This window comes from Limnochorda sp. LNt, from assembly GCF_035593265.1.
In the GTDB taxonomy this organism is placed as follows: domain Bacteria; phylum Bacillota; class Limnochordia; order Limnochordales; family Geochordaceae; genus Geochorda; species Geochorda subterranea.
Genome location: NZ_CP141614.1, coordinates 2,496,434 through 2,518,793, shown reverse-complemented (window position 1 = coordinate 2,518,793; position 22,360 = coordinate 2,496,434). Strand labels below are relative to the sequence as shown.

Genomic DNA, 22,360 nt, shown 5'->3' with positions numbered 1-22,360 from the left:
GCGTCGGGCGATGAGAGCGGTCATGCTGGGCATGCCCGGAGCGGGCAAGGGGACCCAGGCGGAGCGCCTGGCCCGGCAGCTGGGCATCCCGCACGTCTCCACGGGCGCCATCTTCCGGGAGGCGGTCCAGCGCGGCACGGATCTCGGCAGGCAGGCCAAGGCGTACATGGACCGCGGCGAGCTGGTGCCCGACTCGGTGACGGTGGCCATGGTGCGAGAGCGCCTGCAGGCGCCCGATTGTCGGCGGGGCTTCGTGCTCGACGGCTTCCCGCGCAACCTGGAGCAGGCCCGTGCCCTCGACGAGGCGCTGGCGCAGGAGGGCGTGCGCATCGAAGCCGCCATCGACCTCGTCGTGCCCGTCGAGGAGGCGGTGCGCCGCATCACCAGCCGTCGGGTCTGTCCCCGGTGCGGGGCGACGTACGGTGCCGGCGAGCTGGCGGCCCCGGGCGGGGTAGGCGGTGAGATCTGTCCCCGTTGCGGGGCGCAGCTGGTGCAGCGTGACGACGACCGGGAGGAGGTCGTACGCCAGCGGCTGCGGGTCTACGAAGAGAGCACCCGTCCGCTGGTCGACTACTACGCCGCCCGGGGCGTGCTGGTAGAGGTGGCGGGGACGGGTAGCGTCGACGAGGTGGCCGAGGCCATCGCGCACGCGCTGAGGGGGCGGGGCCTCGGGATCGACCGAGGATGATCGTGCTCAAGCGGCCGGACGAGATCGCCCGTATGCGAGCAGCCGGGCGCATCGTCGGGCAGCTCCTGGAGGAGATCGGGCGGCGCATCCGGCCGGGCGTGACGACGGCCGAGCTGGACCGCTTCGCCGAGGCGTTCATCCGTGAGCGGGGCGCCGTGCCGTCCTTCAAGGGATACCGGGGATACCCTGCCAGCATCTGCACCTCCATCAACGAGCAGGTGGTGCACGGCATCCCGGCCGCTCGACGCCTGCGGGAGGGCGACATCCTTTCGGTCGACGTGGGCGTGGTGCTGGACGGCTACCATGGCGACGCCGCTCGTACCTTCCCGGTGGGGGATGTGGATGAGCGGGCCCTGCGGCTGCTGGAGGTGACGGAGCAGGCCCTGTGGGCCGGGATCGAGCAGGCCCGGGTGGGCCACCACCTCTCGGACATCGGGCATGCCATCCAGCGCCTGGTGGAGGGTGCCGGGCTCTCGGTGGTGCGGGAGTTCGTCGGCCACGGCATCGGGCGACAGATGCACGAGGAGCCCCAGGTGCCCAACTACGGGCTGCCGGGTCGTGGGATCCGGTTGCGAGCGGGCATGACGCTGGCCGTCGAGCCGATGGTCAACGAGGGCGGCAGTGATGTTACAATCTTGGAGGACCATTGGACGGCGGTGACGGTCGACGGCAGCCGCTCCGCCCACTTCGAGCACACCGTGGCCATCACGGACGGCGGGCCGGTGGTGTTGACCCTGCCGTGACGGAGCGTGGTGCGCCGACAGTCGAGGAGCCCCGGGTACGGCTCGGGCAGCTGGTGACCTCCCGGGCCGGGCGGGATGCGGGCCGGGCCTACCTCGTGATAGGAGTGCGCGCGGACGGGCGGGTGCTGGTGGCCGATGGTCGCCATCGCAAGGTGGCTCAGGCCAAGGCCAAGAATCGGCGTCATCTGTGGCTCCACGACCGCGTGTCGCCGGAGATCGCCGGGCGGCTGGAGCGGGGCGAGCCCGTGAGCGACCTGCAGGTGCGTCGGGCCATCGAGGAGCTGCTGGGTACGGGCGACGTGGCGGTCTGAGGCCCGAGAGAGGATGAGGCTATGGGCAAGCAGGACGTCATAGAGGTGGAAGGCACGGTCGTCGAGCCCCTTCCCAACGCGATGTTTCGGGTGGAGCTCGAAAATGGCCACAAGGTGCTGGCGCACATCGCGGGCAAGATGCGGATGAACTTCATCCGGATCCTCCCCGGCGACCGTGTCATCGTGCAGCTCTCCCCCTATGACCTGACCCGCGGCCGGATCGTCTACCGCAAGCGCTGACGAGCAGGGCGACCAGACGGGCGCTCGGGGCGTCGCAGGCGATCCGTCGAGCGGCGGGCGTGCCTGCTTGTGCTCGTCTGCCAGGGGCATGTATTCTGTGCGGGAGAGGGCAGGTATAATCGATGAAGGTGCGGCCTTCGGTCAAGCGCATCTGCGAGAAGTGCAAGATCATCCGCCGTCACGGGCGCGTGATGGTGATCTGTGACAATCCCAAGCACCGGCAGCGGCAGGGTTAGGGAGCCGGTGAGGCAGAGCCGCGCGATCTTACGCGAGGGAGTGGTCTGAACATGGCACGCATCGCCGGGGTCGACCTGCCTCGGGACAAGCGGGTCGAGGTCGCCCTCACCTATATCTACGGGATCGGTCGGTCGAGCGCGCGCCAGATCGTGGCCCGCACCGGCATCAACCCTGACACGCGGGTGCGCGACTTGACCGAGGACGAGGTGACGCGCCTGCGGGAGGTCGTCGAGCGAGAGTACAAGGTCGAGGGTGAGCTGCGCAGAGAGGTGGCCGCCAACATCAAGCGGCTCATCGACATCGGCAGCTATCGCGGGATCCGGCACAAGCGGGGGCTCCCCGTCAGGGGGCAGCGCACCCGGACCAACGCCAGGACCCGCAAGGGTCCCAAGCGCACCGTGGGCGTCAAGCGAAAGAAGACGTGACGTGAGGGAGGCCATGGCGCACCATGCCTGAACCGCGGCGCCGAGGGGGGACGACCCGGGTCCGCCACCGGGAGCGCAAGAACGTCCCCTCGGGGATTGCGTACATCAAGTCGACCTTCAACAACACCATCGTCACCATCACCGACAAGCAGGGCAACGTGGTCGCCTGGGCGAGCTCGGGGACGGTGGGCTTCAAGGGCTCCCGCAAGGGGACGCCCTACGCCGCTGGCCTGGCGGGGGAGGCAGCCGCCCGCGCCGCGATGGAGCACGGGATGCGCGAGGTGGAGGTACGCGTCCGTGGGCCCGGCTCCGGACGGGAGACGGCCATCCGATCGCTGCAGGCGGCGGGGCTCGAGGTGACCGCCATCAAAGACGTGACCCCCATCCCTCACAATGGCTGCCGGCCGCCCAAGCGCCGGCGGGTGTGAGGCAGCGGAGAAGGGTAGGAGGACCTGCCACGCATGGGACGTTACACCGGCCCTGCCTGCCGGCTCTGCCGGCGTGAGGGCGTCAAGCTGTTCCTCAAGGGCGATCGCTGCTACTCGGAGAAGTGCGCGCTGGAGCGGCGCAACTACGCTCCCGGCCAGCACGGGCAGATGCGACGCAAGCCCACCGAGTACGGCCTGCACCTGCGGGAGAAGCAGCGCCTGCGGCGTTACTACGGGCTGATGGAGAGCCAGTTCCGCCACATCTTCCAGCAGGCAGCGCGGCGCAAGGGCGTCACGGGAGAGGCGTTGCTGCAGCTGTTGGAGCTGAGGCTCGACAACGTGGTCTACCGCCTCGGCTTCGCCCAGTCGCGCCGGCAGGCCCGCCAGCTGGTCAGCCACGGGCACTTCACCGTCAACGGCCGGCGGGTCGACGTGCCCTCCTATCGCCTGCGGCCCGGTGACGTGGTGGGCGTGCGAGAGGGCAGCAAGGACGTCACGCTCATCCGCGACAACGTCGCGGCCTCGGGGGGCCGGGGGGTGCCCTCCTGGCTGGAGCTGGCGCCGGAGCGCCTGGAGGGACGCGTGCTGGTGGTGCCCGGTCGGGACCAGATCGACGCGCCGGTGCACGAGCACCTGGTCGTGGAGCATTACTCCCGCTGATGGCCCCGGCCTAGGCCCGCAAGCCAGGGAGGCGGTCGAGCAGAGATGGCAGTGATGTTGGAGTTGGAGCGGCCCACCATCCAGGCGGTGGAGGTGACCGACACCTACGGCAAGTTCGTCGTGGAGCCCCTCGAGCGGGGGTACGGCATCACGTTGGGCAACTCGTTGCGCCGGGTGCTGATGTCGTCGCTGCCGGGCGCGGCGGTGGCCACGCTGCGCATCGACGGCGTACTCCACGAGTTCTCCCATCTGCCGGGGGTGCGGGAGGACGTTACCGACATCATCCTCAACGTCAAGGAGCTGGTGGTGCGGCTGCACGGCGATGGCCCGGTGACGGCGCGCCTGGAGGCCTCCGAAGAGGGCCCGGTGCTGGCGCGAGCCATCCGGGTGGGGCCGGAGGTGGAGATCCTCAATCCGGACCACGTCATCGCCACCCTCGAGTCCGGCGGCCGCCTCTCGATGGAGATGACCATCGTCAAGGGACGCGGCTGGGCGCCGGCGGAGCGCAACAAGCAGCCGGGGCTTCCCATCGGCGTGATGGCGGTCGATTCCATCTTCAATCCGGTGCGCCGCGTCAACTATCACGTGGAAAACACCCGGGTCGGCCAGCGGACCGACTTCGACCGGCTGGTGCTGGAGCTGTGGACCAACGGGGCCATCGCCCCCATGGAGGCCGTTGCGACGGCTGCGCAGATCCTCATCCAGCACCTGGAGCTCTTCCGGGATCTGACGACGCCTGAGCAGGCGCCCATGCAGCAGGAGAGCCCGCAGGATCGTGAGCGCAGCCGGGTCCTGGAGATGCCCATCGAGGAGCTGGGCCTGTCGGTGCGCTCCTACAACTGCCTCAAGCGGGCCGGCATCGACACCGTGGGCGAGTTGACCCGCAAGACCGAGGAGGACATGATGAAGGTCCGCAACCTGGGCAAGAAGTCGCTCCAGGAAGTGAAGGAGAAGCTGGCGCAACTGGGCCTGTCACTGCGCCAGCCCGACGACGACTGAGACGGCGGGGGACGAGACGTGAAGGCTCGCAAGCTGGGTCGCGACTACGATCACCGGCGGTGGCTGCTGCGGCAGCTTGCCACCCAACTCATCCTGCACGGCCGCATTCGGACCACGCTGGCCCGGGCCAAGGTGGTGCGCCCCATCGCCGAGCACATGGTCACCCTCGCCAAGCGCGGTGACCTGCACGCTCGTCGGCAGGCCGCCTCCGTGCTGACCGACAAGGCCGCGGTGCGCAAGCTCTTCGCCGAGGTGGGGCCCAGGTACGCCGAGCGGCAAGGAGGGTACGTGCGGATCGTCAAGATCGGACCGCGGCGGGGCGATGCTGCCCCCATGTCCATCATCGAACTGGTCTGATGCCCTCCGATCCCCTCATCGAGGTCGACCGGGTCACCTACCGCTACGCCGCCGGAGGAGATGCCCCGGCGGTCGTCGCGTTGAACGAGGTCTCATGGCGGCTGTGGCCCGGCGAGCTGGTGGCGGTGGTGGGGCGCAACGGATCGGGCAAGTCGACGCTGGCTCGCCACCTCAACGGACTGCTGTTGCCCGACGAGGGCCGTGTGGTGGTCGACGGCATCGATACCCGCGACACGGCCCGCTCGTGGGAGATCCGGCGACGAGTGGGGATGATCTTCCAGAACCCCGACAACCAGCTGGTGGCCACGACGGTGGAGGAAGACGTGGCCTTCGGCCCCGAGAACCTGGGCATCGCACCCGACGAGATCGGCCGGCGCGTCGCGTGGGCGCTGGAGGCGGTGGGCATGACGGAGTACCGGCGCCATCCGCCCCATCGCCTCTCGGGCGGCCAGAAGCAGCGCGTCGCCATCGCCGGCGTCCTGGCGATGCAGCCCCTCTGCATCGTGGCCGACGAGCCCACGTCGATGCTGGATCCCCGGGGGCGCGCCGAGGTGATGGAGACGCTGCTGGACCTGCGCCGGCGGATGGGGATGGCGGTGGTGCTCATCACCCAGCAGATGGCCGAGGCGGCACTGGCCGACCGGGTGGTCGTGATGGACCAGGGCCGCGTCGTCCTGGAAGGGGCGCCCCGGACCGTCTTCCAGCGGGCCGCCGGGCTGGAGGCGCTGGGGCTGGACCTGCCCGTGGCCGTGGCGGTGGCCGAGCGCTTGCGGCTGGCCGGCGTGCCGGTGGACCCGAGCGTCATCACGGTCGAAGAGCTGGTGGAGTGGTTGTGCCCATCGTCGTCCGCCACCTGAGTCACGTCTACATGCCGGGGACCCCCATGGCCGTCCCGTCGCTGCACGACGTGAGCTTCGAGATCGCGGACGGCGAGTCGGTCGGGCTCATCGGGCCCACCGGTTCGGGCAAGTCGACGCTGGTGCAGCATCTCAACGGCCTCATCCGTCCCCGGCCGGGCACGGTCCTCGTCGACGGGCACGACGTGGGCGACCGGCGCACCGACATGCGGCGCCTGCGCCGGACGGTGGGGCTCGTCTTCCAGTACCCCGAGTACCAGCTCTTCGAGGAGACCGTCTACGACGACGTCGCCTTCGGCCCACGCTCGATGGGGCTCGATGCCGACGAGGTGGACCGGCGGGTGCGCCGGGCCATGGCCATGATGGGGCTCGACGTCGAGGCCCTGGCGAGACGCTCGCCCTTCGAGCTCTCCGGCGGGCAACGGCGCCGTGTCGCGATCGCCGGGGTGCTGGCCCTCGGCTGCTCCAAGCTGATCCTCGACGAGCCGACGGCTGGCCTGGACCCGGGCGGACGGCGCGACCTGCTGCGGTTGCTGGCGCGTCTCAACCGGGAGGGCATGACCGTGCTGCTGGTCACCCACGACATGGATGACCTGGCCGAGGTGGCGCGCCGCGTGCTGGTGCTGAGCGAGGGCCGTCTGGTCGCGGACGCGCCGGTGCGGGAGCTCTTCGCCCAGCATCGTGCGCTGCTGCAGCGACACCGGCTCGACGTGCCGGCCACGGTGCGCGTCCTCTACGCCCTGCGCGACCGCGGCGCCGACGTGCGGCTGGACCGGCTCGGTGTCGGCGAGGTGGCGGAGGAGATCCTGCGATGGTGGCGTGCGACGCGTGGCCCCGTCGACGGCCGTGCCGCCTCAGAGCCGTCGTCCCCGTCCCAGGAGAGGAGACGGGCCCATGGCCATCGGCGAGATCGCCCTCGGCCAGTACGTCCCCGGTGACTCGTTCCTCCACCGGCTCGACCCGCGCACCAAGATCGGGTTGGTCACCGGCTTCATCGTCCTGATGTTCGTGGTGGAGACCTGGTGGGGCTACGGCGTGGGCGCCGGGATGGTCGCCCTGGGGCTCGTCGCGGGCCGCCTCTCTCCCCGCTGGGTGTTGCGGGGGCTGCGTCCCATCGTGGTGCTCATCGCTATCAGCGCCGTGCTCAACGCCTTTTGGACCGAGGGGCGCACCCTGTGGCAGTGGGGGCCGCTACGGCTGACCGCGGAGGGCGTCGAGCGAGCCGGCATGATGGGGCTTCGGCTGGTGCTCCTGGTGGCGGGGGCCTCGCTGCTGACGCTCACCACCAGTCCCATCGACCTGACCGACGCCATCGAGCGCCTGCTGACCCCGCTCCGCCGGGTCGGGGTGCCCGCTCACGAGCTGGCCATGATGATGAGCATCGCCTTGCGCTTCGTGCCGACCCTGGCGGAGGAGGCCGAGCGCATCATGAAGGCCCAGATGGCGCGGGGCGCTGCCTTCGACCGGGGCTCGCTGTGGGCGAGGGCCCGGGCGCTGGTGCCGCTCCTGGTGCCGCTCTTCGTCAGCGCCTTCCGACGAGCCGACGACCTAGCCCTGGCCATGGAAGCGCGGTGCTACCGGGGCGGAGAGGGACGCACCCGGCTCCGGCAGCTCCGGATGCGGCGACGGGATTGGGCCACGCTGGTCGCCTTCGCGGTCGTGGCAGGGGGGGTGGGGGCCGTCCTTTGAGGGCGACGCGCACCCTCCGGTTGCGGGTGCAGTACGACGGGACAGGGCTTTACGGCTTTCAGCGCCAGCGCGACCCGAGCAAGCCCACCGTGCAGGGACTTTTGGAGGAGGCGGGCCGTCGACTCCTGGGGCACCCGGTCCGCATGGTGGGCGCGGGCCGCACCGACGCAGGGGTGCACGCCGTGGGCCAGGTGGTGCACTTTCGCACCTCGCAGGCCGTCCCCGCCGAGCGCATCGCCCAGGCGCTCAACCACCGCCTGCCGCCGGCCGTGCGGGTGGTGGAGGCGCAGGAGGCCGACCCGGGCTTTCACGCGCGCCGGGACGCCACCAGCCGTATCTACTGCTACCATGTCCTCCAGCACCCCCTGCCGTCGGCGCTGTTGGGGCGCTTCTCGCTGTGGTGGCCGGGGCCGCTGCAACTGGCGGCCATGTCCTGCCTGGCAGCCCAGCTGGTCGGCCGGCACCGCTTCGACGCGTTCGGCAGCCCGACGCGGCCAGGGGGGAGCACGGCCCGCACTCTCTTCGACTGCCGGGTGGACGCGGAGCCCATGGCTGGAGGACGCCTGGTGCGGATCTGTTTCGAGGCCGACGCCTTCCTGTACCGGATGGTGCGGCGACTGGTCGGTGCCATGCTGGCGGTGGGCAGCGGGAGGCTGCAGGCCGGCGACGTGCTGGACGCCCTGGACGAGTCCCGGCGGGCCGGGTCGCCGGGCGAGCGCGCCGGCCGCCGGCGGATGGTGGCCCAGACGGTCTCACCGGCCGGGCTGGTGCTGGTCCATGTCCACTACGGCCCTCCCCCGGCGGGGCTGGATGGCTGCGGGCGAATCCTTGACACGCTCGCGGGCCTTTGGCTAGAATGGCCCCGTGGCCTCGGCGGCCACGACGGCTAGAGGGGATAGCAGCTGTCATGCCGGTCAATCCCGCCAGGACCGTGATGCTCAGGGCCCAAGATGTCCGGCCCCGCTGGTACGTGGTCGACGCGCAGGGCAAGGTGCTGGGGCGTCTCGCGAGCCGCATCGCCACCGTGCTGAGGGGCAAGCACAAGCCCTCCTACACGCCGCACGTCGACGACGGCGACTACGTCGTGGTGGTCAACGCCGACAAGGTGCGGGTGACGGGCAAGAAGCTGGACCAGAAGGTGTACCGTCATCACACGCTCCATCCGGGCGGGCTCAAGACGGAGCCGCTGCGCAAGCTTCTGGCTCGGCGGCCCCAAGAGGTGTTGCGTCGGGCCGTCTGGGGCATGCTGCCCCACAACCCGATGGGGCGCCGCCAGATCAAAAAGCTCAAGATCTACGCCGGCCCGGAGCACCCCCATCAAGCGCAGAAGCCCGAGCCGCTCGACGTGTGAGGTGAAGCCAGTTGGCTGTCGTCGTAGGCGCCAACCCGCTCGTGCTGGCCACGGGCCGCCGCAAAGAGTCGGTGGCGCGTGTCTCGCTGGTACAGGGTGGCGGACGCATCCTGATCAACGGTATGGACTATCAGGAGTACTTCCGCGGCCATCCGTCGCTGCTGACGCTGGTGCGTCGCCCGCTGGAGGTGGTGGGGGCCGCCGGCGCCTTCGACGTCATCGCCAACGTGCGCGGGGGTGGCACGTCGGGCCAGGCCGGCGCCATCGCCCACGGGCTCGCCCGTGCGCTGGAGGCTGTCGATCCCTCGTGGCGGTCGCCGCTCAAGTCGGCGGGACTCCTGCGGCGGGACCCTCGGATGAAGGAGCGCCGCAAGTACGGCCTCAAGAAGGCCCGCAAGGCGCCGCAGTACTCCAAGCGCTGACGCGTCGGCCCGCTCACGGGTGAGCGGTCCTGACTCGACATCCGAAGGTATGCCGACGAGCCGCCTGGCCGGTGAGAGTGGATCACCGGGCCAGGCGGCGTCGCGCCAGGCCATCGCCAGGGGAGGGGACGGCTGGTCGTGGGGGAGGCGGCTCGCCTGGTCCTCAAGGAGCAGGATGTCTTCGTGGTGATGACGAGATCCGGCGAGATCCCGGAGGGCGGCGCCTTCGGCCTGTACGCCCGTGATACCCGCTTCGTCTCGACGTACCGGCTCGAGCTGGAGGACGGCGAGGCGCTGACGGTGCTCGATGCGGGACCGGTCGCTCCCTACGCGGCCCGGATCTTCATGACCAATGCTGGCAGCGGGGGCCCGCGCCCGCGGCCGGCCCACTCGGTGGCCGTGGAGCGCACCCTGGTGGTGACGGGCGAGGCCCTGGTCGAGCGCATCCGGCTGACCAACTACGGCCACGAGCCTCTGGCGTTGACGCTGCGATTGCGGGTGGGGGCCGACTTCCGCGACATCATGGCCATCCGGGGGATGGCCCCTCGTGAGGGCGGGCGCCTGCAGGCGCCGCAGACGGCCGGGCCGGGCGCGGCCTGGTGGCTGGCTTACCAGGGGGAGGACGGCGTCCACCGCCGTCTGGCGGTGGCCTGCTCCGCCGGGTGCCAGCTGCAGCCCGCCGAGGGCCGGCTCGAGGCTCGGTGGACGCTGGCGCTGGGCTCGGGAGAGCGCCGGGAGCTGACGGTCTGGCTGGCGCCTCGCGAAGGAGAGACGGCGCCGCCGCTCCCGGCCGAGCCGCTGGAGCGGGCGGTCGACCGAGCCCTGGAGCGGCTGTCGGCTGCCTACCGAGAGTGGATGGAGCGGACCGCCGCCATCCGGGTCGCGGAGCCCCGCTTGCACCGCTTGCTGCAACGGGGAGCGGAGGACCTGCGGGCCCTGGTCTCCGACTTCGGGGATGGCCCCTTCCCCGTGGCGGGCATCCCGTGGTTCGCCGCACCCTTCGGCCGTGACAGCCTCTGGGCCGCCTACTTCGTCCTGCCCTTCGCACCGGCGCTGGCGCGCGGCGTGCTGCGCACGCTGGCCCGACACCAGGCCGCCGCCATGGACGACTGGACCGATGCCGAGCCCGGCAAGATCCTGCACGAGGTGCGCTTCGGCGAGCTGGCACGGCTGGGGCTCATTCCGCACCGGCCCTACTACGGGACGGTCGACGCGACCCCCCTCTTCGTGGCGCTCGCGGCCGACTACACGCGGACCACGGGAGACCGGGAGACCTTCGAGGCCATCGAGGGGGCCGTCCTTCGAGCCGTCGAGTGGATGGAGCGCTACGGCGACCTCGACGGGGATGGCTTCCTCGAGTACCGGCGCCGCTCGTGGGGCGGGCTCGACAACCAGGGCTGGAAGGACTCGTGGGACTCGACGTGGCACGCCGACGGCACACTGGCCCAGCCGCCCATCGCCCCGGTGGAGGTCCAGGTCTACGCCTACCGCGCCTACCGGTCCCTGTCGGAGCTGCTCCTCCGGCTGGGACGCCCGGAGCGGGCCGAGGCGCTGGCGTCCCGGGCCGAGGCCCTGGCCGACCGGTTCGATCGGCTCTTCTGGCTGGAGGCGTTGGGATACTACGCCCATGCCCTGGACGGCGCCCGGCGGCCCCTCGCGGTGGTCACCTCCAACCCGGGCCACGGGTTGTGGGCCGGCATCGTGCCACCCCATCGCCTGGCCGCGGTGGTACGACGTCTGATGGCGCCCGAGCTCTTCTCCGGCTACGGGGTGCGCACGGTGGCCATGGGCCAGGCCCGCTACAACCCCATGAGCTACCACAACGGCTCCGTCTGGCCGCACGACACGGCGATCGTGGCGGCGGGCCTCGCGCGCTACGGGCGGCTGGCCGAGGCGGCCCGTCTCCTGCGCGGTCTACTGGATGCTGCCGACCACTTCGAGGGGGCGCGTCTGCCGGAGCTCTTTTGCGGCTTCGACCGCGCCGATGGCCCGCCGGTGCCCTATCCCACCGCCTGCTCGCCGCAGGCCTGGGCCGCGGCCGCTCCCTTCCTCATGCTGGCCACCCTCATCGGGCTCGAGGTGGATGGCCTGTCGGGCGAGTTGCGGGTTGGCGACCGCATCCCCGCCTGGCTGGGCGAGGTCGAGGTGGACCGCCTGGCGGTGGGGGGCGCGACGGCACGGCTCCGGCTCCGTCCGTCGGCTCGGCCCGACGGTGGCGGGGGAGATGGTCTGATGGCCGCCACGGCTCACATCGAGCACCAGGCCCGCTGAGCCGGGCTCAGGCCCCGCCCTGGAGGCCGGTGGCCGGGGCTTGTGGCGCCGCGGTGCCGTCGCACGGGGACTCCCACAGCGGCTCCGTGCCCGCGACGAAGGCGTCGACCTCTACCCACTGGCAGAGCGGCCCGGCCCGTCCTCCCGTCGAGACGTCGACGGCGATGCCGGTCACGATGCCGTCCGGCACGGGGAAGTCCAGGGGCGGGGTGCCGGCCAGGGCCTCCTGCATGAAGGCCTTCCAGATGGGGGCCGCCAGCTCGCCGCCGGTCCCGCCGACGGGCGCGTTGTCGTCGTGGCCGATGTAGACGGCCGCTACCAGCTGGGGCGTGTAGCCGACGAACCAGGCGTTTCGCTGGCCATCGCTGGTGCCGGTCTTGCCGGCCGCGGGCCGGCCCAGCCGCGCCTGTTGGCCCGTGCCCCGCTCCAGGGCGTCGCGCAGCATGTGGGTCATCAGGTACGCCACCTCCGGTCGCAGCACCCGGCGCCCCTCGTCGGGAGGCGCCTCGTACCAGACGTAGCCGTCCCGGTCCACGATGCGCACGTACGAGCGCGCCGGCCGCAGGATCCCTCCGTTGGCGAAGGCCGCGAAGGCTTGGGCCATCTCCAGGGGGCTGACGCCCAGCCGCAGGCCTCCCAGCGTGGCCGCCAGGTGGCGGTCCGCGGGGGTGAGCGAGGTGATGCCGAGCGCCCGCGCCAGGGCCAGCGCCCGGTCGATACCGATGCGGGAGGCCAGCCATACGGACCCGGCGTTGAGCGACATGACCAGGGCGTGCTTCATCGTGACCGGACCCCAGTAGCGGTCGCCGAAGTTGCGAGGCTGGTAGCTGCCGAAGCGGTGGGGGACGTCCTGGACCAGCGTGTTGACGGGCCACCCCTGCTCGAGCGCGGCGGCGTAGACGAAGGGCTTGAAGGCCGAGCCCGGCGGGCGGCGAGCGGCCACCGCCCGGTTGAACTGGCTCTCCAGGTAGTCGCGCCCGCCGACCATGGCCTTGACGTCGCCGGTGCGGGGATCGATGGCCACGATGGCGCCCTGATGCCGCCCCAGGGCCCGGACCGCCGCCCGTTGCATGCGCAGATCGAAGCCGGTGTGGACGCGCAAGCCGGCGTGCAGCGCCAGTCCCGTGCCGAATCGGGACTCGAGCTGGGCGCCCACCCAATCGAGGTACCACGGCGCGGGGCCGCCCCGTACCCCCGCCAGGCGCAGGGGCTCGGCAGCTGCTTCCTCGGCCTGGCGGGGGGAGACGAGTCCCATCTCCACCATCCGGCCCAGCACGACCCGCCGCCGGGCCAGGCTCGCCTCGGGGTGGCGGTAGGGGGAGAGATTGGAGGGCGAGCGCAAGATCCCCACCAGCAGCGCGCTCTCGCCCAAGGTCAGCTGCTGGGGGCGCTTGCCGAAGTAAGTCACGGCCGCCGCGCCGATCCCCGTCGCGCCCTCGCCGAAGTAGACGCGGTTGAGGTAGATCTCCAGGATGCGCTCCTTGGGATAGCGGGCCTCCAGCATGAGGGCCAGCAGGGCCTCGTCCAGCTTGCGCCACCACGTCCGCTCGTGAGTGAGGAAGAGGGTACGGGCCAGCTGCTGGGTCAGGGTACTGCCGCCTTGCACAATGGTGCCGGCCTGGACATTGACCCACAGGGCTCGTGCCAGCCCCAACGGGTCGATGCCGGGGTGGCGGTAGAAGCGGCTGTCCTCGGTGGCGATGAGGGCGGCGACCAGGTGGTCGGGGATCTGGTCGAGGCGTACGAAGGACCGATGCAGGGCGCCGACGGTGCCGATGACCTCGCCCCGCACGTCGAAGATGGTGGCCGCTTGGGGTGGTCGTTCGGCTTCGAAGCTGCGGACGGTCCACCAGGCCCTGGCCAGGTCCCACGACAGGACCACGGCCACCAGCGCCATCGGGAGTCCGACCCACCGCCCCAGCCGTCGCACGTCTCCCACCCGGGCTCTCTGTCCCCTTCCATAAAGTGGACGCACCGGCCCGGCGCCTATGCACCGACGGCGCCGTTTGACACCCCGGCAGGGGGATGACTAGAATATGCCCGCCGGTGAAGGGGCGCGAAGTTGCCAGCCTGGAGCATCGCCGAGGAGGAGAGGCCGTGGCCAGCGAGCACGTCCACACGTTTACACAAGCCAACTGGGACCAGGAGGTCCTGGGCAGCGACACCCCGGTCCTCGTCGACTTCTGGGCCGCCTGGTGCGGCCCGTGCCTGCGGATGGCGCCCATCGTCGACGCCATCGCCGAGGAGTACGCCGGCCGCCTCAAAGTCGGCAAGCTCAACGTCGACGAGCACCCCGACCTGGCTACGCGCTACGGGATCATGAGCATCCCCACCCTGGTGCTCTTCAAGGCGGGGGAGCCGGTGGAGTTCATCGTGGGGCTGCAGCCCCGCTCCTCCCTGGTGCGCAGGATCGAGACGGTCCTCGACGGCGCCTCTGCCTGACCGGGCCGCAGCAGGAGAAGGAGCAGGCCACTCGTATTAGCACCTCCAAGATGGGCAGGGTGCACGCTCGAGGGGCCCAGGGCCTGCCGGGCTGCGGGATGGCCCAGTAGGGGGCGGGGAGGAGGGCGAGGTGGCCATGGCCGAGAAGAAGAAGGCGGCCGCCAAGAAGGACTCCAAGAAGAAGAAGTAGCCTCCGGCAGCGGGGCCGGGTGCGAGCAGGCGTGTCGTCGGGACGAAGAGGGGCGGCGCCCGCCGGGGTGCGGGGCGACGCCCCTCTTGCGTTGGCGGGACCCGGGACGCCGGGCGGTCAGACCAGTCCCCCGTGCTCGCGCAGGATGCGGGCCGCCTCCTCGGCTCGCTCGTCGGGCACGACGGCGGTGACCAGGTAGGGACGCAGCCTCGCCCGAGGGCCGCCCGCCATCCCGCTGGCCGACGGGTGCGCGGCCAGGGCGGCTCCCGTGTCCCCTCCCGACGTGCCCAGCGTCGCCGCCGCCAGCGACTCCATCCGGCCCGCCAGCGGACGGGGCGAGGCACCCCCATCGTCCCCGGGGTAGAGCGATATCCGGTCGAGCTGGGCCGTCTCGAGACCGGCCGCCCGGAGCGCCTCCACGGCGCGCCGGGCCCCGTCGGGGTCCCGGAAGGCGCCCATGACCGTCTGCCGCGATGGAGGGAGCTGCATCGTCATCGGCCTCCCGCCGGGGTAGGGTGACCCCGGGGGCGGGGGCCCATGCAGGCGCGATGCGAAGGAGGCGAGACGCCGGCATGCAGGGGGGCGAAGCGTCGACGGATGCCCGTGGGCTTCTCATCGAGGGGATCGTCCTCTACCCCGAGCTGGCCGGGGACGGTGTCCTGGAGCGACCCGTCGAGGACGGGGCCATCTGGATCGAGTCCGGCACCATCCGGGCCATCGGGCCGCGCGAGGCGCTGCGGGCAGCAGCGGGGACGGGGGTGGCGCGGCTGGACGGCCAGGGGGCGCTGGCGGTGCCGGGTCTGGTCGACAGCCACATCCACCTGGGGGCCTGGGCCATGGCCCAGGCCCAGCCGGACCTGAGCGCGTGCCGGAGCGTCGCCGAGGTGCTCGCGCGCCTCCAGCCGTACGCCCGGAAGCTCGGGCCCGGGCAGTGGCTGGTAGCGCGGGGCCTCTCTCCCCACCGCATGGAGGGCGCCCCACTGGAGGACCTGGCATGGCTGGACGCGGCCTTCCCGGACCGGCCCGTCGTCGTCTGGACCCGGGACCTGCACTCGGTGCTCCTCAACCGCGCCGGGCGTCTGGCGGTCGGCATCGGGCCCGGCTTCGACGGCTGGCCTCCCGGCTCGGTGACGCCCCGTGACCCGGCCACGGGCGACTGGGTCGGCGTCTTCCGGGAGAAGGCCGTCGGTCTCATCGAGGAGTCGCTGCCACGGCCGTCTCTGACCCAGTGGGCCGATGCCATCGATGCCGCCCAGCTCCGTCTCTGGCGCCTGGGGCTGGTGGGAGCGCAGACCCCCGAGGGGCCGGAGATCCTGGCGGCCCTCTCCTTGCTGCACCAGCGCGGACGCCTGGGGCTGCGGGTCCGGTTCATGCCGCCGGCCGGCATGCTGGAGACGCTCCGCGACGTCGGCCTGCGCCAGGGGTTCGGCGACGAGTGGTTGCGCCTCGGGCCCGTCAAGGCCTTCGCCGACGGCTCGCTCGGATCGCTGACGGCTGCCCTGGAGGCTCCGTACTCGGGGATCGACGCCCCGGGGTATCGAGGCGAGCTGTTGCTGGACCGCCGGGCCGTGGCGACACTGGCCGTGGATGCGGCCCGCACGGGCTTCGCCCTGGCCATCCACGCCATCGGCGATCGAGCCTGCCGCGAGGTGTTGGAGGGGCTGGAGGCGGGCCGGGCCGGCGGGGGCTCCGTCGAGGGGCTGCCCCACCGCATCGAGCACGCGCAGCTCCTGGCGCAGGCCGACGCGGAGCGGATGGGGCGCCTCGGCGTCATCGCCTCCGTGCAGCCCATCCACCTGCTCGCCGACCGGCGGCCCGCCGAGCGCTACTGGCGGGGACGAACGGCAGGCGCGTATGCCATGCGGTGGTTGGCCCAGTCGGGGGTCGTCCTGGCCTTTGGCAGCGACGCACCCGTCGAGGACCCCGACCCCTTGCGGGGGATCTGGGCAGCCGTCACGCGCCGCCCCTGGCCGTCGGACGACCCGGAGGAGGAGGCGCAGGGCCCCTGGCATCCGGAGCACGCGCTCTCGGTGGTGGAGGCGCTGCGGGCCTACACCCAGGGCCCGGCGCGGGCCGTGGGCGAGGGGAGCCGTCACGGGGGCCTGAGGCCGGGCATGCCGGGCGACGTGGCGCTGCTGGCGCCGGACCCCGTCGCGCTCGAGCGGGCCCTTCCACCGGGTGGGTGGACCTCCGACGACGAGCGGGCGGTCGCCGCGCGCCACCATCTGAGCCGCGTGCGGGTCGTCGCCACGGTCGTCGCCGGCCGGATCGCCCACACGGCCTGACGCGGGCCGTACTCGCACAGGTCAAGGGAGCCGGACCCCTGAAAGCGTATTCTAGGCGGGCCGGCCGTCCCTTGCAAGGCCGGGCGACGGGAGGCGATGGCCATGGACTTCTATCCGATGTACATCGGAGGCCGGTGGGTCGAGGCCAGGAGCGGGCGGCGCTTCACCAGCGTCAACCCCGCTACCGGCGAGGTGCTGGGGGAGGTGGCGCTGGGCGACCGCGAGGACGTGCAGGCCGCGGTCGAGGCCGCCCGGGACGCCTTCGATGCCTGGCGCAGGATGCCCGCCCCCCGGCGGGGGGAGATCCTCTTCCGCGCCGCGGAGCTGCTCGGGCGACGCAAGGAGCAACTGGCGCGCCGGATGACCCAGGAGATGGGCAAGGTGCTGATGGAGGCCCGGGGCGACGTCCAGGAGGCCATCGACATGACCTACTACATGGCCGGCGAGGGGCGGCGCCTCTTCGGGGAGACGGTGCCGGCGGAGATGCCCGACAAGATGGCCATGGCGGTCCGCGAGCCCATCGGCGTGGTCGGCGTCATCACCCCCTGGAACTTCCCCATCGCCATCCCGAGCTGGAAGATCATGCCAGCCCTCATCTGCGGCAACACGGTCGTCTTCAAGCCGGCCAGCGACACGCCCATCCTGGCCCACCGGCTGGTGGAGATCCTGGAGGAGGCGGGCGTGCCTCCCGGGGTGGTCAACCTGGTTTACGGCCCGGGCGGCACGGTGGGCGATGCCATCCTGGCCCATCCCGACGTGCCCGTCATCACCTTCACCGGCTCCAACGAGGCCGGGGTCCACGTCAACGCGACGGCGGCCCCGCTGCTCAAGCGCGTGCACCTGGAGCTGGGCGGCAAGAACGCCATCATCGTCATGGACGACGCGGACCTGGACCTGGCCGTGGAGGGCGTCGTCTGGAGCGCGTTGGGCACGTCGGGCCAGCGGTGCACCGCGGCCAGCCGGGTGCTGGCCCATCGGGCCATCAAGGACCAGCTGGTGACCAAGCTGGTGGAGCGCATCCGGCGGCTGCGACTGGGCGATGGCCTCGACCCCGACACCGACGTCGGGCCGGTCGTCAACCGGCAGGCCCTCGAGCGCATCCACGGCTACGTCGAGGAGGCACGCCGCGAGGGCGCCACCGTCGCCACGGGGGGCCGCATCGTCGACGAGGGCCCCCTGGCCAGGGGCTTCTTCTACGCGCCCACCCTCCTGGTCGAGGTGCGCCCGGAGATGCGGGTGGCACAGGAGGAGATCTTCGGGCCGGTGACCGCCGTCATCGAGGTGAGCAGCCTCGAGGAGGCCATCCGGATCAACAACGGGGTCCGCTACGGGCTGTCCAGTGCCATCTACACCCGGGACGTCAACGGTGCCTTCAGGGCCATGCGAGACCTGATGACCGGGCTGGTCTACGTCAACCACGGCACCATCGGCTCCGAGGTGCACCTCCCGTTCGGGGGCATGCGCCAGACGGGCAACGGACACCGGGAGGCGGGCCGGGCCGCCATCGACTTCTACACAGAGTGGAAGAGCATCTACGTCGACTTCAGCGGCCGCCTGCAGCGGGCCCAGATCGACATCCCGCAGGCGCCTTCATGAGGCCGGCCCCGGGCCGCGGCATGCGCCCGCCGGCACCGCCGCCGCCGGCGGGGCGCCAATCCAGCCCCGAGGCGCCGCCGCTCCGCTCAGCCGCCGGCGCTGGCCGCCTCGAGCCCCGGCCGCGTCTGGCTCTCCGGGTCGAGCAGCGCGGCCAGCTCCTGCTCCGGCAGGACGCCCTCCTCGAGGGCGACGGCGCGGATGGTGCGGCGGCTCTCGTAGGCGCGCTTGGCCAGCTGGGCGGCCCGGTCGTAGCCGATGCGCGGCGCCAGCGCCGTCACCATGGCCAGGCTCTGCTCCACCAGGCTCTCGCAGCGCTCGCGGTCGGCCTGGAGACCCGCCACCAGCTTCTCCTGGAAGTTGACCGCACCCCGTGTCAGGAGTTCGATGGACTCCAGCAGATTGTGGGCCATGACGGGCATCATCACGTTGAGCTCGAAGTTGCCGTGCTGCCCGCAGATCATGACGGTGGTGTCGTTGCCCATCACCTGGGCACAGATCATCATGAGCGACTCGGCGATGACCGGGTTGACCTTGCCCGGCATGATGGAGGAGCCGGGTTGGGTGGCGGGGATGAGCAGCTCGCCGATGCCGCACCGGGGCCCCGAGCCCAGCCAGCGGATGTCGTTGGCCACCTTCATGAGGGCGACGGCCGTGCTGCGCAGGGCGCCGCTGGCCTGGACCACGGCGTCCTTGGCGGCCTGCGCCTCGAAGTGGTTTTCGGCCTCCACGAAGCGCTCGCCGGCCAACTCGCTGAGCCGGGCGATGACCCGTGCGGCGAACTCGGGGTGGGCGTTGATGCCCGTGCCGACGGCCGTGCCGCCCAGGGGGAGCTCCCGCAGGTCCTCCAGGGCCGCCTCGATGCGCCGGATGCTGTGGCGTACCTGGCTGGCGTAGCCGCTGAACTCCTGCCCCAGGCGGATAGGGGTGGCGTCCTGCAGGTGGGTGCGGCCGATCTTGATGATGGGCCAGAACTCTTCGGCCTTGGCCTGCAAGCCCATCTCCAGCCGGCGCAGAGCCGGCAAGAGCTCGCGGGTGATGGCCAGGACCGCGGCGACGTGGATGGCCGCCGGGATGACGTCGTTGCTCGACTGGCACATGTTGACGTGGTCGTTGGGATGGACCGCCCGGGAGCCCCGGGCCTCCCCCAGGATCTCGGCGGCGCGGGTCGCGATGACCTCGTTGGCGTTCATGTTGGTGGAGGTGCCGGAGCCGGTTTGAAAGATGTCCACCACGAACTGGTCATCGAACTTGCCCTCCGCCACCTCGGCGGCCGCCTGGGCGATGGCACTGGCCAGGCGCGGCGGCAGCAACCCGAGCTGCTCGTTGACCTGGGCGGCGGCCTGCTTGATGAGCCCCAGGGCCTGGATGAAGCCCCGTCCGAACCGGAGCTTGCTGATGGGGAAGTTGAGGACCGCTCGCTGCGTCGATGCGCCGTAGTAGGCGTCCTCGGGCACCTGCATCTCGCCCATGGAGTCTCGCTCGACCCGGAAGCCCCTTGCCATGCCTCTCTCCCCCTCGGGCCTCGACCCATGTGGTGGCACCGCCCATAAGCTTATCGGCCGTGGCCGGGCCTGGCAAAGGGACATGTCTCCCCTTTCGTACCGGGTAAAATAAGCAGGTGGGACCACCCGCGGGGGGATGCAAGTGGACCGCCAGGCGAAGCTCGAGGCCCTGCGCCGCATCGCCATGGTGCTGCGCCCGGACGGGCCGCTGCTGGTCCTCTTCGGCTTCCTGGCCGGAGCCGTCGACCGGCTCGAGTTCGTCAAGGATCTGGAGGGGGCGGGCATCGGGGTGCAGCTCTCGCTGGACTCCCGGGTCTGGCCCCGCGTGCCGTTCCGAGGGCACGTCGACGGGCAGGCCATCCTCCACCCCATCGCCTTCGTCGACCTGGTGGCGGGGCGGGACGACGAGGTCTACGTGCGCGTCGACTTCCCCTGGGGGCACGAGCCGGACTGGTATCAGAAGGTGGCGGCCGACGGCGTCAAGAGCCGCCGCCAGCGCCTGGAGGAGGCCGTAGCCTCGCTGCGGCAGCGCATCGACTTCGCCCTCGACGTCTACCGGACGGCCCGTCCCCTCCTGGAGAGCTCCACGGAGGAGGAGCGCCGGCGGCTCCAGTTCGTCCTGCAGACCGCACGCCAGGAGATTCAAAGCCTGAGCCGCCAGCTCTCGGAGCTGGAGGCCCAGCTCGGCAGCCAGGGGGAGACTCAGGCCCCCTGACCCGGTGCCTTGGGCACCGTCGTCACGTTGCCGGCCAGATAGTAGCCTCCCTTGGGGCCGCCCCGGACCGCCACCAGCCCCCGGACCACCAGCGGACGCGTCTGCTCACGGGCGTACGAGTCGGTGATGTTGAACTGCTGGGCGAGCTCGGCCGACCGCACCGGACGGGCATACGAGGCGTTGACTCTGCGGAGGTAGGCCAGGATGTAGCGCTGGAGGGTGGTCAGGTCGTCCTCGCCTCGTGCGCCCCTCCGCCCCGGGCGCCCGCGTCTGCCTGTCAAGCTCACCGATTGCGGCACCTCCCCAACCCCCGGCAAAGACTGGGATTCAAGGCGCCCGGTGCCGACTCCTGCGAACGAGGGGTTAGTCCACCTAAAGAGCCGCGGGGCGCTCAGGCCACCGTGCGCTGGTGCGACTCGCCGTCGTAGCTGAAGAGCGTCTGCTTGCCCTCCACCACCGTCAGCAGGTGGACGGGACGTCCCCACAGCTCGAAGACGTACGGCAGGGTCCGCTCCAGATGGTGGAGGTCCAGCTCCTGGCCGTCGTACTGGTGCCGCAGCAAGAGCTCGCCCTTGCCGTCGTAGTCGCCGTCCTCCACGACGATGACGGGGATCCCCCCGTTGGCCAGGCGCGCCGCCAGCGCGTCGCGCACCTGCTGCCAGCCGGTGCTCTCCACCTGCCACTCGTCGCCCCTGCGCACCAGGGTGACGAGGTGGAGCTCCTCGACCAGGCTGCGGGTCAGGTAGTTGCGGATGAAGCCCACGTCGGTCTCCAGCTGGCGGACCTCGAAGATCTTCTCCCGCCCCTGCCCTCCCGGCAGCCCGAGCCGGGTGCGGTCCTCCTCGCCGGGGTGCTCCCAGCGCGCCTCGATGCTCTGGAAGATCTTCCACCCGAGCAGGTAGGGGTTGAGCTGCAGGCGATGGGGCTGGACCACGCCGGCATGCATGCGCGCGAACTCCAGCGCCTCGGCCTCGCCCAGCTCCTCGTCCCGCATCAACACGGCGTGCCAGTACGTGGCCCACCCCTCGTTCATGATCTTGGTCTCGATCTGGGGCCAGAAGTAGAGGGCCTCCTCGCGCACCATGGCCAGGACGTCGCGCTGCCACGCCTCGAGGTACTCGGAGTGCTGCATGATGAAGCGCAGCAGGTCCTTCTCCGGCCGGACAGGGTGGCGTCGGGCACCTGCCGGTCGGGGAAGGGAGTCGCGCTGGCCCTCGGCCCGGCGGCCCGCCTCCCGGCCCGGGGGCGCGAAGCCGACCGCCCTCCCCTGGAGGGGCCGGCGTCCGGGTCGGGGCGTCGCCGGCGTCGCGGGGGTGCGGCTCTGGTCCTCCGGTGACGGCCCCAGGAGCCGGTCCAGCTCCCACAGGTCGTCGTAGGGGGTGGAAGGGCGGGCGGGTGCGCCGGCCCGGGCCTCCTGCTCCTCGTCGTCGGGCTTGGAGGGCGGCCCCACCGGGTGGGGGTCCACCTGCTCCGCCAGTGCCAGGGCCGCGTCCAGGAGACGCTCGACGGCCTCCTTGCCGTAGCGGAACTCGTAGCGGGCGATCCGTTCGGCGTGGGCGGCCATGTTGTCCATCATGAAGTGGGAGGTGCCGGCGAAGCGCCAGTTGTTCTTGAAGAAGTCGCTGTGGGCCAGGACGTGGGCCACCACCAGCTTGTTTTGCGCCAGGGTGTTGCCGTCCAGCAGGAAGGCGTAGCACGGGTCGGAGTTGACCACCAGCTCGTAGATGCGGCTCAGATTGTAGTCGTACTCCGTCTTCATCCGGTGGAAGGCCTTGCCGAAGCTCCAGTGGGAGAACCGGGTGGGCATCCCGTAGGCTCCCACGGAGTAGAGGACGTCGGCCGGCACCACCTCGAAGCGCATCTCGTAGAAGTCGAGCCCCTCGGCGCGGGCCCGTCGCACCAGGCGCTCGGTCCACCGCTCCAGCTCCAACAGCTCCCGGTCGGTCATCGTG

The 22,360-nt window shown here is 71.5% G+C and carries 26 protein-coding genes; 21 read left to right on the top strand and 5 right to left on the bottom strand.

What is annotated here, in order from left to right; translation table 11 throughout:
* The first annotated feature begins 10 nt into the window (after positions 1-10).
* From VLY81_RS12015 to VLY81_RS11935, 17 genes are all read left to right on the top strand, one after another.
* Entirely contained in the window at positions 11-688 is a 678-nt protein-coding gene (locus VLY81_RS12015) for an adenylate kinase (RefSeq protein ID WP_324668434.1), read from the top strand.
* Positions 685-1,431, top strand: a complete 747-nt coding sequence (gene map, locus VLY81_RS12010) for a type I methionyl aminopeptidase (protein WP_324668433.1) — start codon at positions 685-687, stop codon at positions 1,429-1,431. Before VLY81_RS12015 ends, map begins: the two co-directional genes overlap by 4 nt.
* Entirely contained in the window at positions 1,428-1,742 is a 315-nt protein-coding gene (locus VLY81_RS12005; RefSeq protein ID WP_324668432.1) for a KOW domain-containing RNA-binding protein, read from the top strand. The genes map and VLY81_RS12005 overlap by 4 nt, the downstream gene beginning before the upstream one ends.
* A gap of 21 nt (positions 1,743-1,763) precedes the next feature.
* Complete coding sequence (gene infA / locus VLY81_RS12000) at positions 1,764-1,982, top strand: translation initiation factor IF-1 (protein WP_324668431.1); 219 nt, start codon at positions 1,764-1,766, stop codon at positions 1,980-1,982.
* A gap of 122 nt (positions 1,983-2,104) precedes the next feature.
* Positions 2,105-2,218 carry a 50S ribosomal protein L36 gene (gene rpmJ, locus VLY81_RS11995; protein ID WP_324668430.1) on the top strand — a complete coding sequence of 38 codons (114 nt, stop codon included), beginning with the start codon at positions 2,105-2,107 and terminating at the stop codon, positions 2,216-2,218.
* Positions 2,219-2,269: 51 nt separating this feature from the next.
* Complete coding sequence (gene rpsM, locus VLY81_RS11990; protein ID WP_324668429.1) at positions 2,270-2,644, top strand: 30S ribosomal protein S13; 375 nt, start codon at positions 2,270-2,272, stop codon at positions 2,642-2,644.
* 23 nt (positions 2,645-2,667) lie between these two features.
* Positions 2,668-3,072: a 30S ribosomal protein S11 gene (rpsK, locus tag VLY81_RS11985; protein WP_324668427.1), complete on the top strand. Its 405-nt coding sequence runs from the start codon at positions 2,668-2,670 to the stop codon at positions 3,070-3,072.
* A 33-nt stretch (positions 3,073-3,105) separates the two neighbouring features.
* Positions 3,106-3,732 carry a 30S ribosomal protein S4 gene (rpsD, locus tag VLY81_RS11980; protein ID WP_324668426.1) on the top strand — a complete coding sequence of 209 codons (627 nt, stop codon included), beginning with the start codon at positions 3,106-3,108 and terminating at the stop codon, positions 3,730-3,732.
* A 54-nt stretch (positions 3,733-3,786) separates the two neighbouring features.
* On the top strand, positions 3,787-4,731 hold the full coding sequence (locus VLY81_RS11975; protein WP_324670418.1) for a DNA-directed RNA polymerase subunit alpha: 945 nt from the start codon (positions 3,787-3,789) through the stop codon (positions 4,729-4,731).
* 18 nt (positions 4,732-4,749) lie between these two features.
* Positions 4,750-5,088, top strand: a complete 339-nt coding sequence (gene rplQ / locus VLY81_RS11970; protein ID WP_324668425.1) for a 50S ribosomal protein L17 — start codon at positions 4,750-4,752, stop codon at positions 5,086-5,088.
* Positions 5,088-5,945: an energy-coupling factor transporter ATPase gene (locus VLY81_RS11965; protein ID WP_324668424.1), complete on the top strand. Its 858-nt coding sequence runs from the start codon at positions 5,088-5,090 to the stop codon at positions 5,943-5,945. Before rplQ ends, VLY81_RS11965 begins: the two co-directional genes overlap by 1 nt.
* A complete protein-coding gene (locus tag VLY81_RS11960; protein WP_324668423.1) occupies positions 5,921-6,883 on the top strand; it encodes an energy-coupling factor transporter ATPase in 963 nt (320 codons plus the stop codon). Before VLY81_RS11965 ends, VLY81_RS11960 begins: the two co-directional genes overlap by 25 nt.
* Positions 6,840-7,634: an energy-coupling factor transporter transmembrane component T family protein gene (locus VLY81_RS11955; RefSeq protein WP_324668422.1), complete on the top strand. Its 795-nt coding sequence runs from the start codon at positions 6,840-6,842 to the stop codon at positions 7,632-7,634. The genes VLY81_RS11960 and VLY81_RS11955 overlap by 44 nt, the downstream gene beginning before the upstream one ends.
* On the top strand, positions 7,631-8,524 hold the full coding sequence (gene truA, locus VLY81_RS11950; RefSeq protein WP_324668421.1) for a tRNA pseudouridine(38-40) synthase TruA: 894 nt from the start codon (positions 7,631-7,633) through the stop codon (positions 8,522-8,524). Before VLY81_RS11955 ends, truA begins: the two co-directional genes overlap by 4 nt.
* 5 nt (positions 8,525-8,529) lie before the next feature.
* On the top strand, positions 8,530-8,985 hold the full coding sequence (rplM, locus tag VLY81_RS11945) for a 50S ribosomal protein L13 (protein WP_405001379.1): 456 nt from the start codon (positions 8,530-8,532) through the stop codon (positions 8,983-8,985).
* Positions 8,986-8,996: 11 nt separating this feature from the next.
* Positions 8,997-9,407 carry a 30S ribosomal protein S9 gene (rpsI, locus tag VLY81_RS11940; RefSeq protein ID WP_405001261.1) on the top strand — a complete coding sequence of 137 codons (411 nt, stop codon included), beginning with the start codon at positions 8,997-8,999 and terminating at the stop codon, positions 9,405-9,407.
* A gap of 138 nt (positions 9,408-9,545) precedes the next feature.
* Positions 9,546-11,678: an amylo-alpha-1,6-glucosidase gene (locus VLY81_RS11935; RefSeq protein ID WP_324668419.1), complete on the top strand. Its 2,133-nt coding sequence runs from the start codon at positions 9,546-9,548 to the stop codon at positions 11,676-11,678.
* A gap of 7 nt (positions 11,679-11,685) precedes the next feature.
* Here VLY81_RS11935 and VLY81_RS11930 read toward each other — a convergent pair whose 3' ends face one another.
* On the bottom strand, positions 11,686-13,617 hold the full coding sequence (locus VLY81_RS11930; protein WP_324668418.1) for a transglycosylase domain-containing protein: 1,932 nt from the start codon (positions 13,615-13,617) through the stop codon (positions 11,686-11,688).
* Between the two features lie 158 nt (positions 13,618-13,775).
* Between VLY81_RS11930 and trxA the strand changes: the two genes are divergently transcribed.
* Positions 13,776-14,120 (top strand): thioredoxin, encoded by a 345-nt coding sequence (gene trxA / locus VLY81_RS11925; protein ID WP_324668417.1) that lies wholly within the window; start codon positions 13,776-13,778, stop codon positions 14,118-14,120.
* 307 nt (positions 14,121-14,427) lie between these two features.
* Here the strand turns inward: trxA and VLY81_RS11920 are convergent, their stop codons facing one another.
* Entirely contained in the window at positions 14,428-14,805 is a 378-nt protein-coding gene (locus VLY81_RS11920; RefSeq protein ID WP_324668416.1) for a hypothetical protein, read from the bottom strand.
* Positions 14,806-14,882: 77 nt separating this feature from the next.
* On the opposite strand from VLY81_RS11920, the gene VLY81_RS11915 reads away from it, so the two are divergent.
* Positions 14,883-16,595, top strand: a complete 1,713-nt coding sequence (locus VLY81_RS11915) for an amidohydrolase (protein ID WP_324668415.1) — start codon at positions 14,883-14,885, stop codon at positions 16,593-16,595.
* Between the two features lie 102 nt (positions 16,596-16,697).
* Complete coding sequence (locus tag VLY81_RS11910) at positions 16,698-18,191, top strand: aldehyde dehydrogenase family protein (protein WP_324668414.1); 1,494 nt, start codon at positions 16,698-16,700, stop codon at positions 18,189-18,191.
* 86 nt (positions 18,192-18,277) lie between these two features.
* On the opposite strand, the gene VLY81_RS11905 is transcribed toward VLY81_RS11910, so the two are convergent.
* Positions 18,278-19,693 (bottom strand): class II fumarate hydratase, encoded by a 1,416-nt coding sequence (locus VLY81_RS11905; protein ID WP_324668413.1) that lies wholly within the window; start codon positions 19,691-19,693, stop codon positions 18,278-18,280.
* A 136-nt stretch (positions 19,694-19,829) separates the two neighbouring features.
* Between VLY81_RS11905 and VLY81_RS11900 the strand changes: the two genes are divergently transcribed.
* The gene (locus VLY81_RS11900; RefSeq protein ID WP_324668412.1) at positions 19,830-20,408 is read left to right on the top strand and encodes a hypothetical protein; all 579 of its coding nucleotides are present in this window, start codon (positions 19,830-19,832) and stop codon (positions 20,406-20,408) included.
* Here the strand turns inward: VLY81_RS11900 and VLY81_RS11895 are convergent.
* Together VLY81_RS11895 and VLY81_RS11890 are read right to left on the bottom strand one after the other, a co-directional pair.
* Positions 20,396-20,695 carry an Rrf2 family transcriptional regulator gene (locus VLY81_RS11895; RefSeq protein ID WP_324668411.1) on the bottom strand — a complete coding sequence of 100 codons (300 nt, stop codon included), beginning with the start codon at positions 20,693-20,695 and terminating at the stop codon, positions 20,396-20,398. The genes VLY81_RS11900 and VLY81_RS11895 overlap by 13 nt on opposite strands.
* A 104-nt stretch (positions 20,696-20,799) precedes the next feature.
* The gene (locus VLY81_RS11890; RefSeq protein WP_324668410.1) at positions 20,800-22,356 is read right to left on the bottom strand and encodes a SpoVR family protein; all 1,557 of its coding nucleotides are present in this window, start codon (positions 22,354-22,356) and stop codon (positions 20,800-20,802) included.
* Positions 22,357-22,360 lie beyond the last annotated feature (4 nt).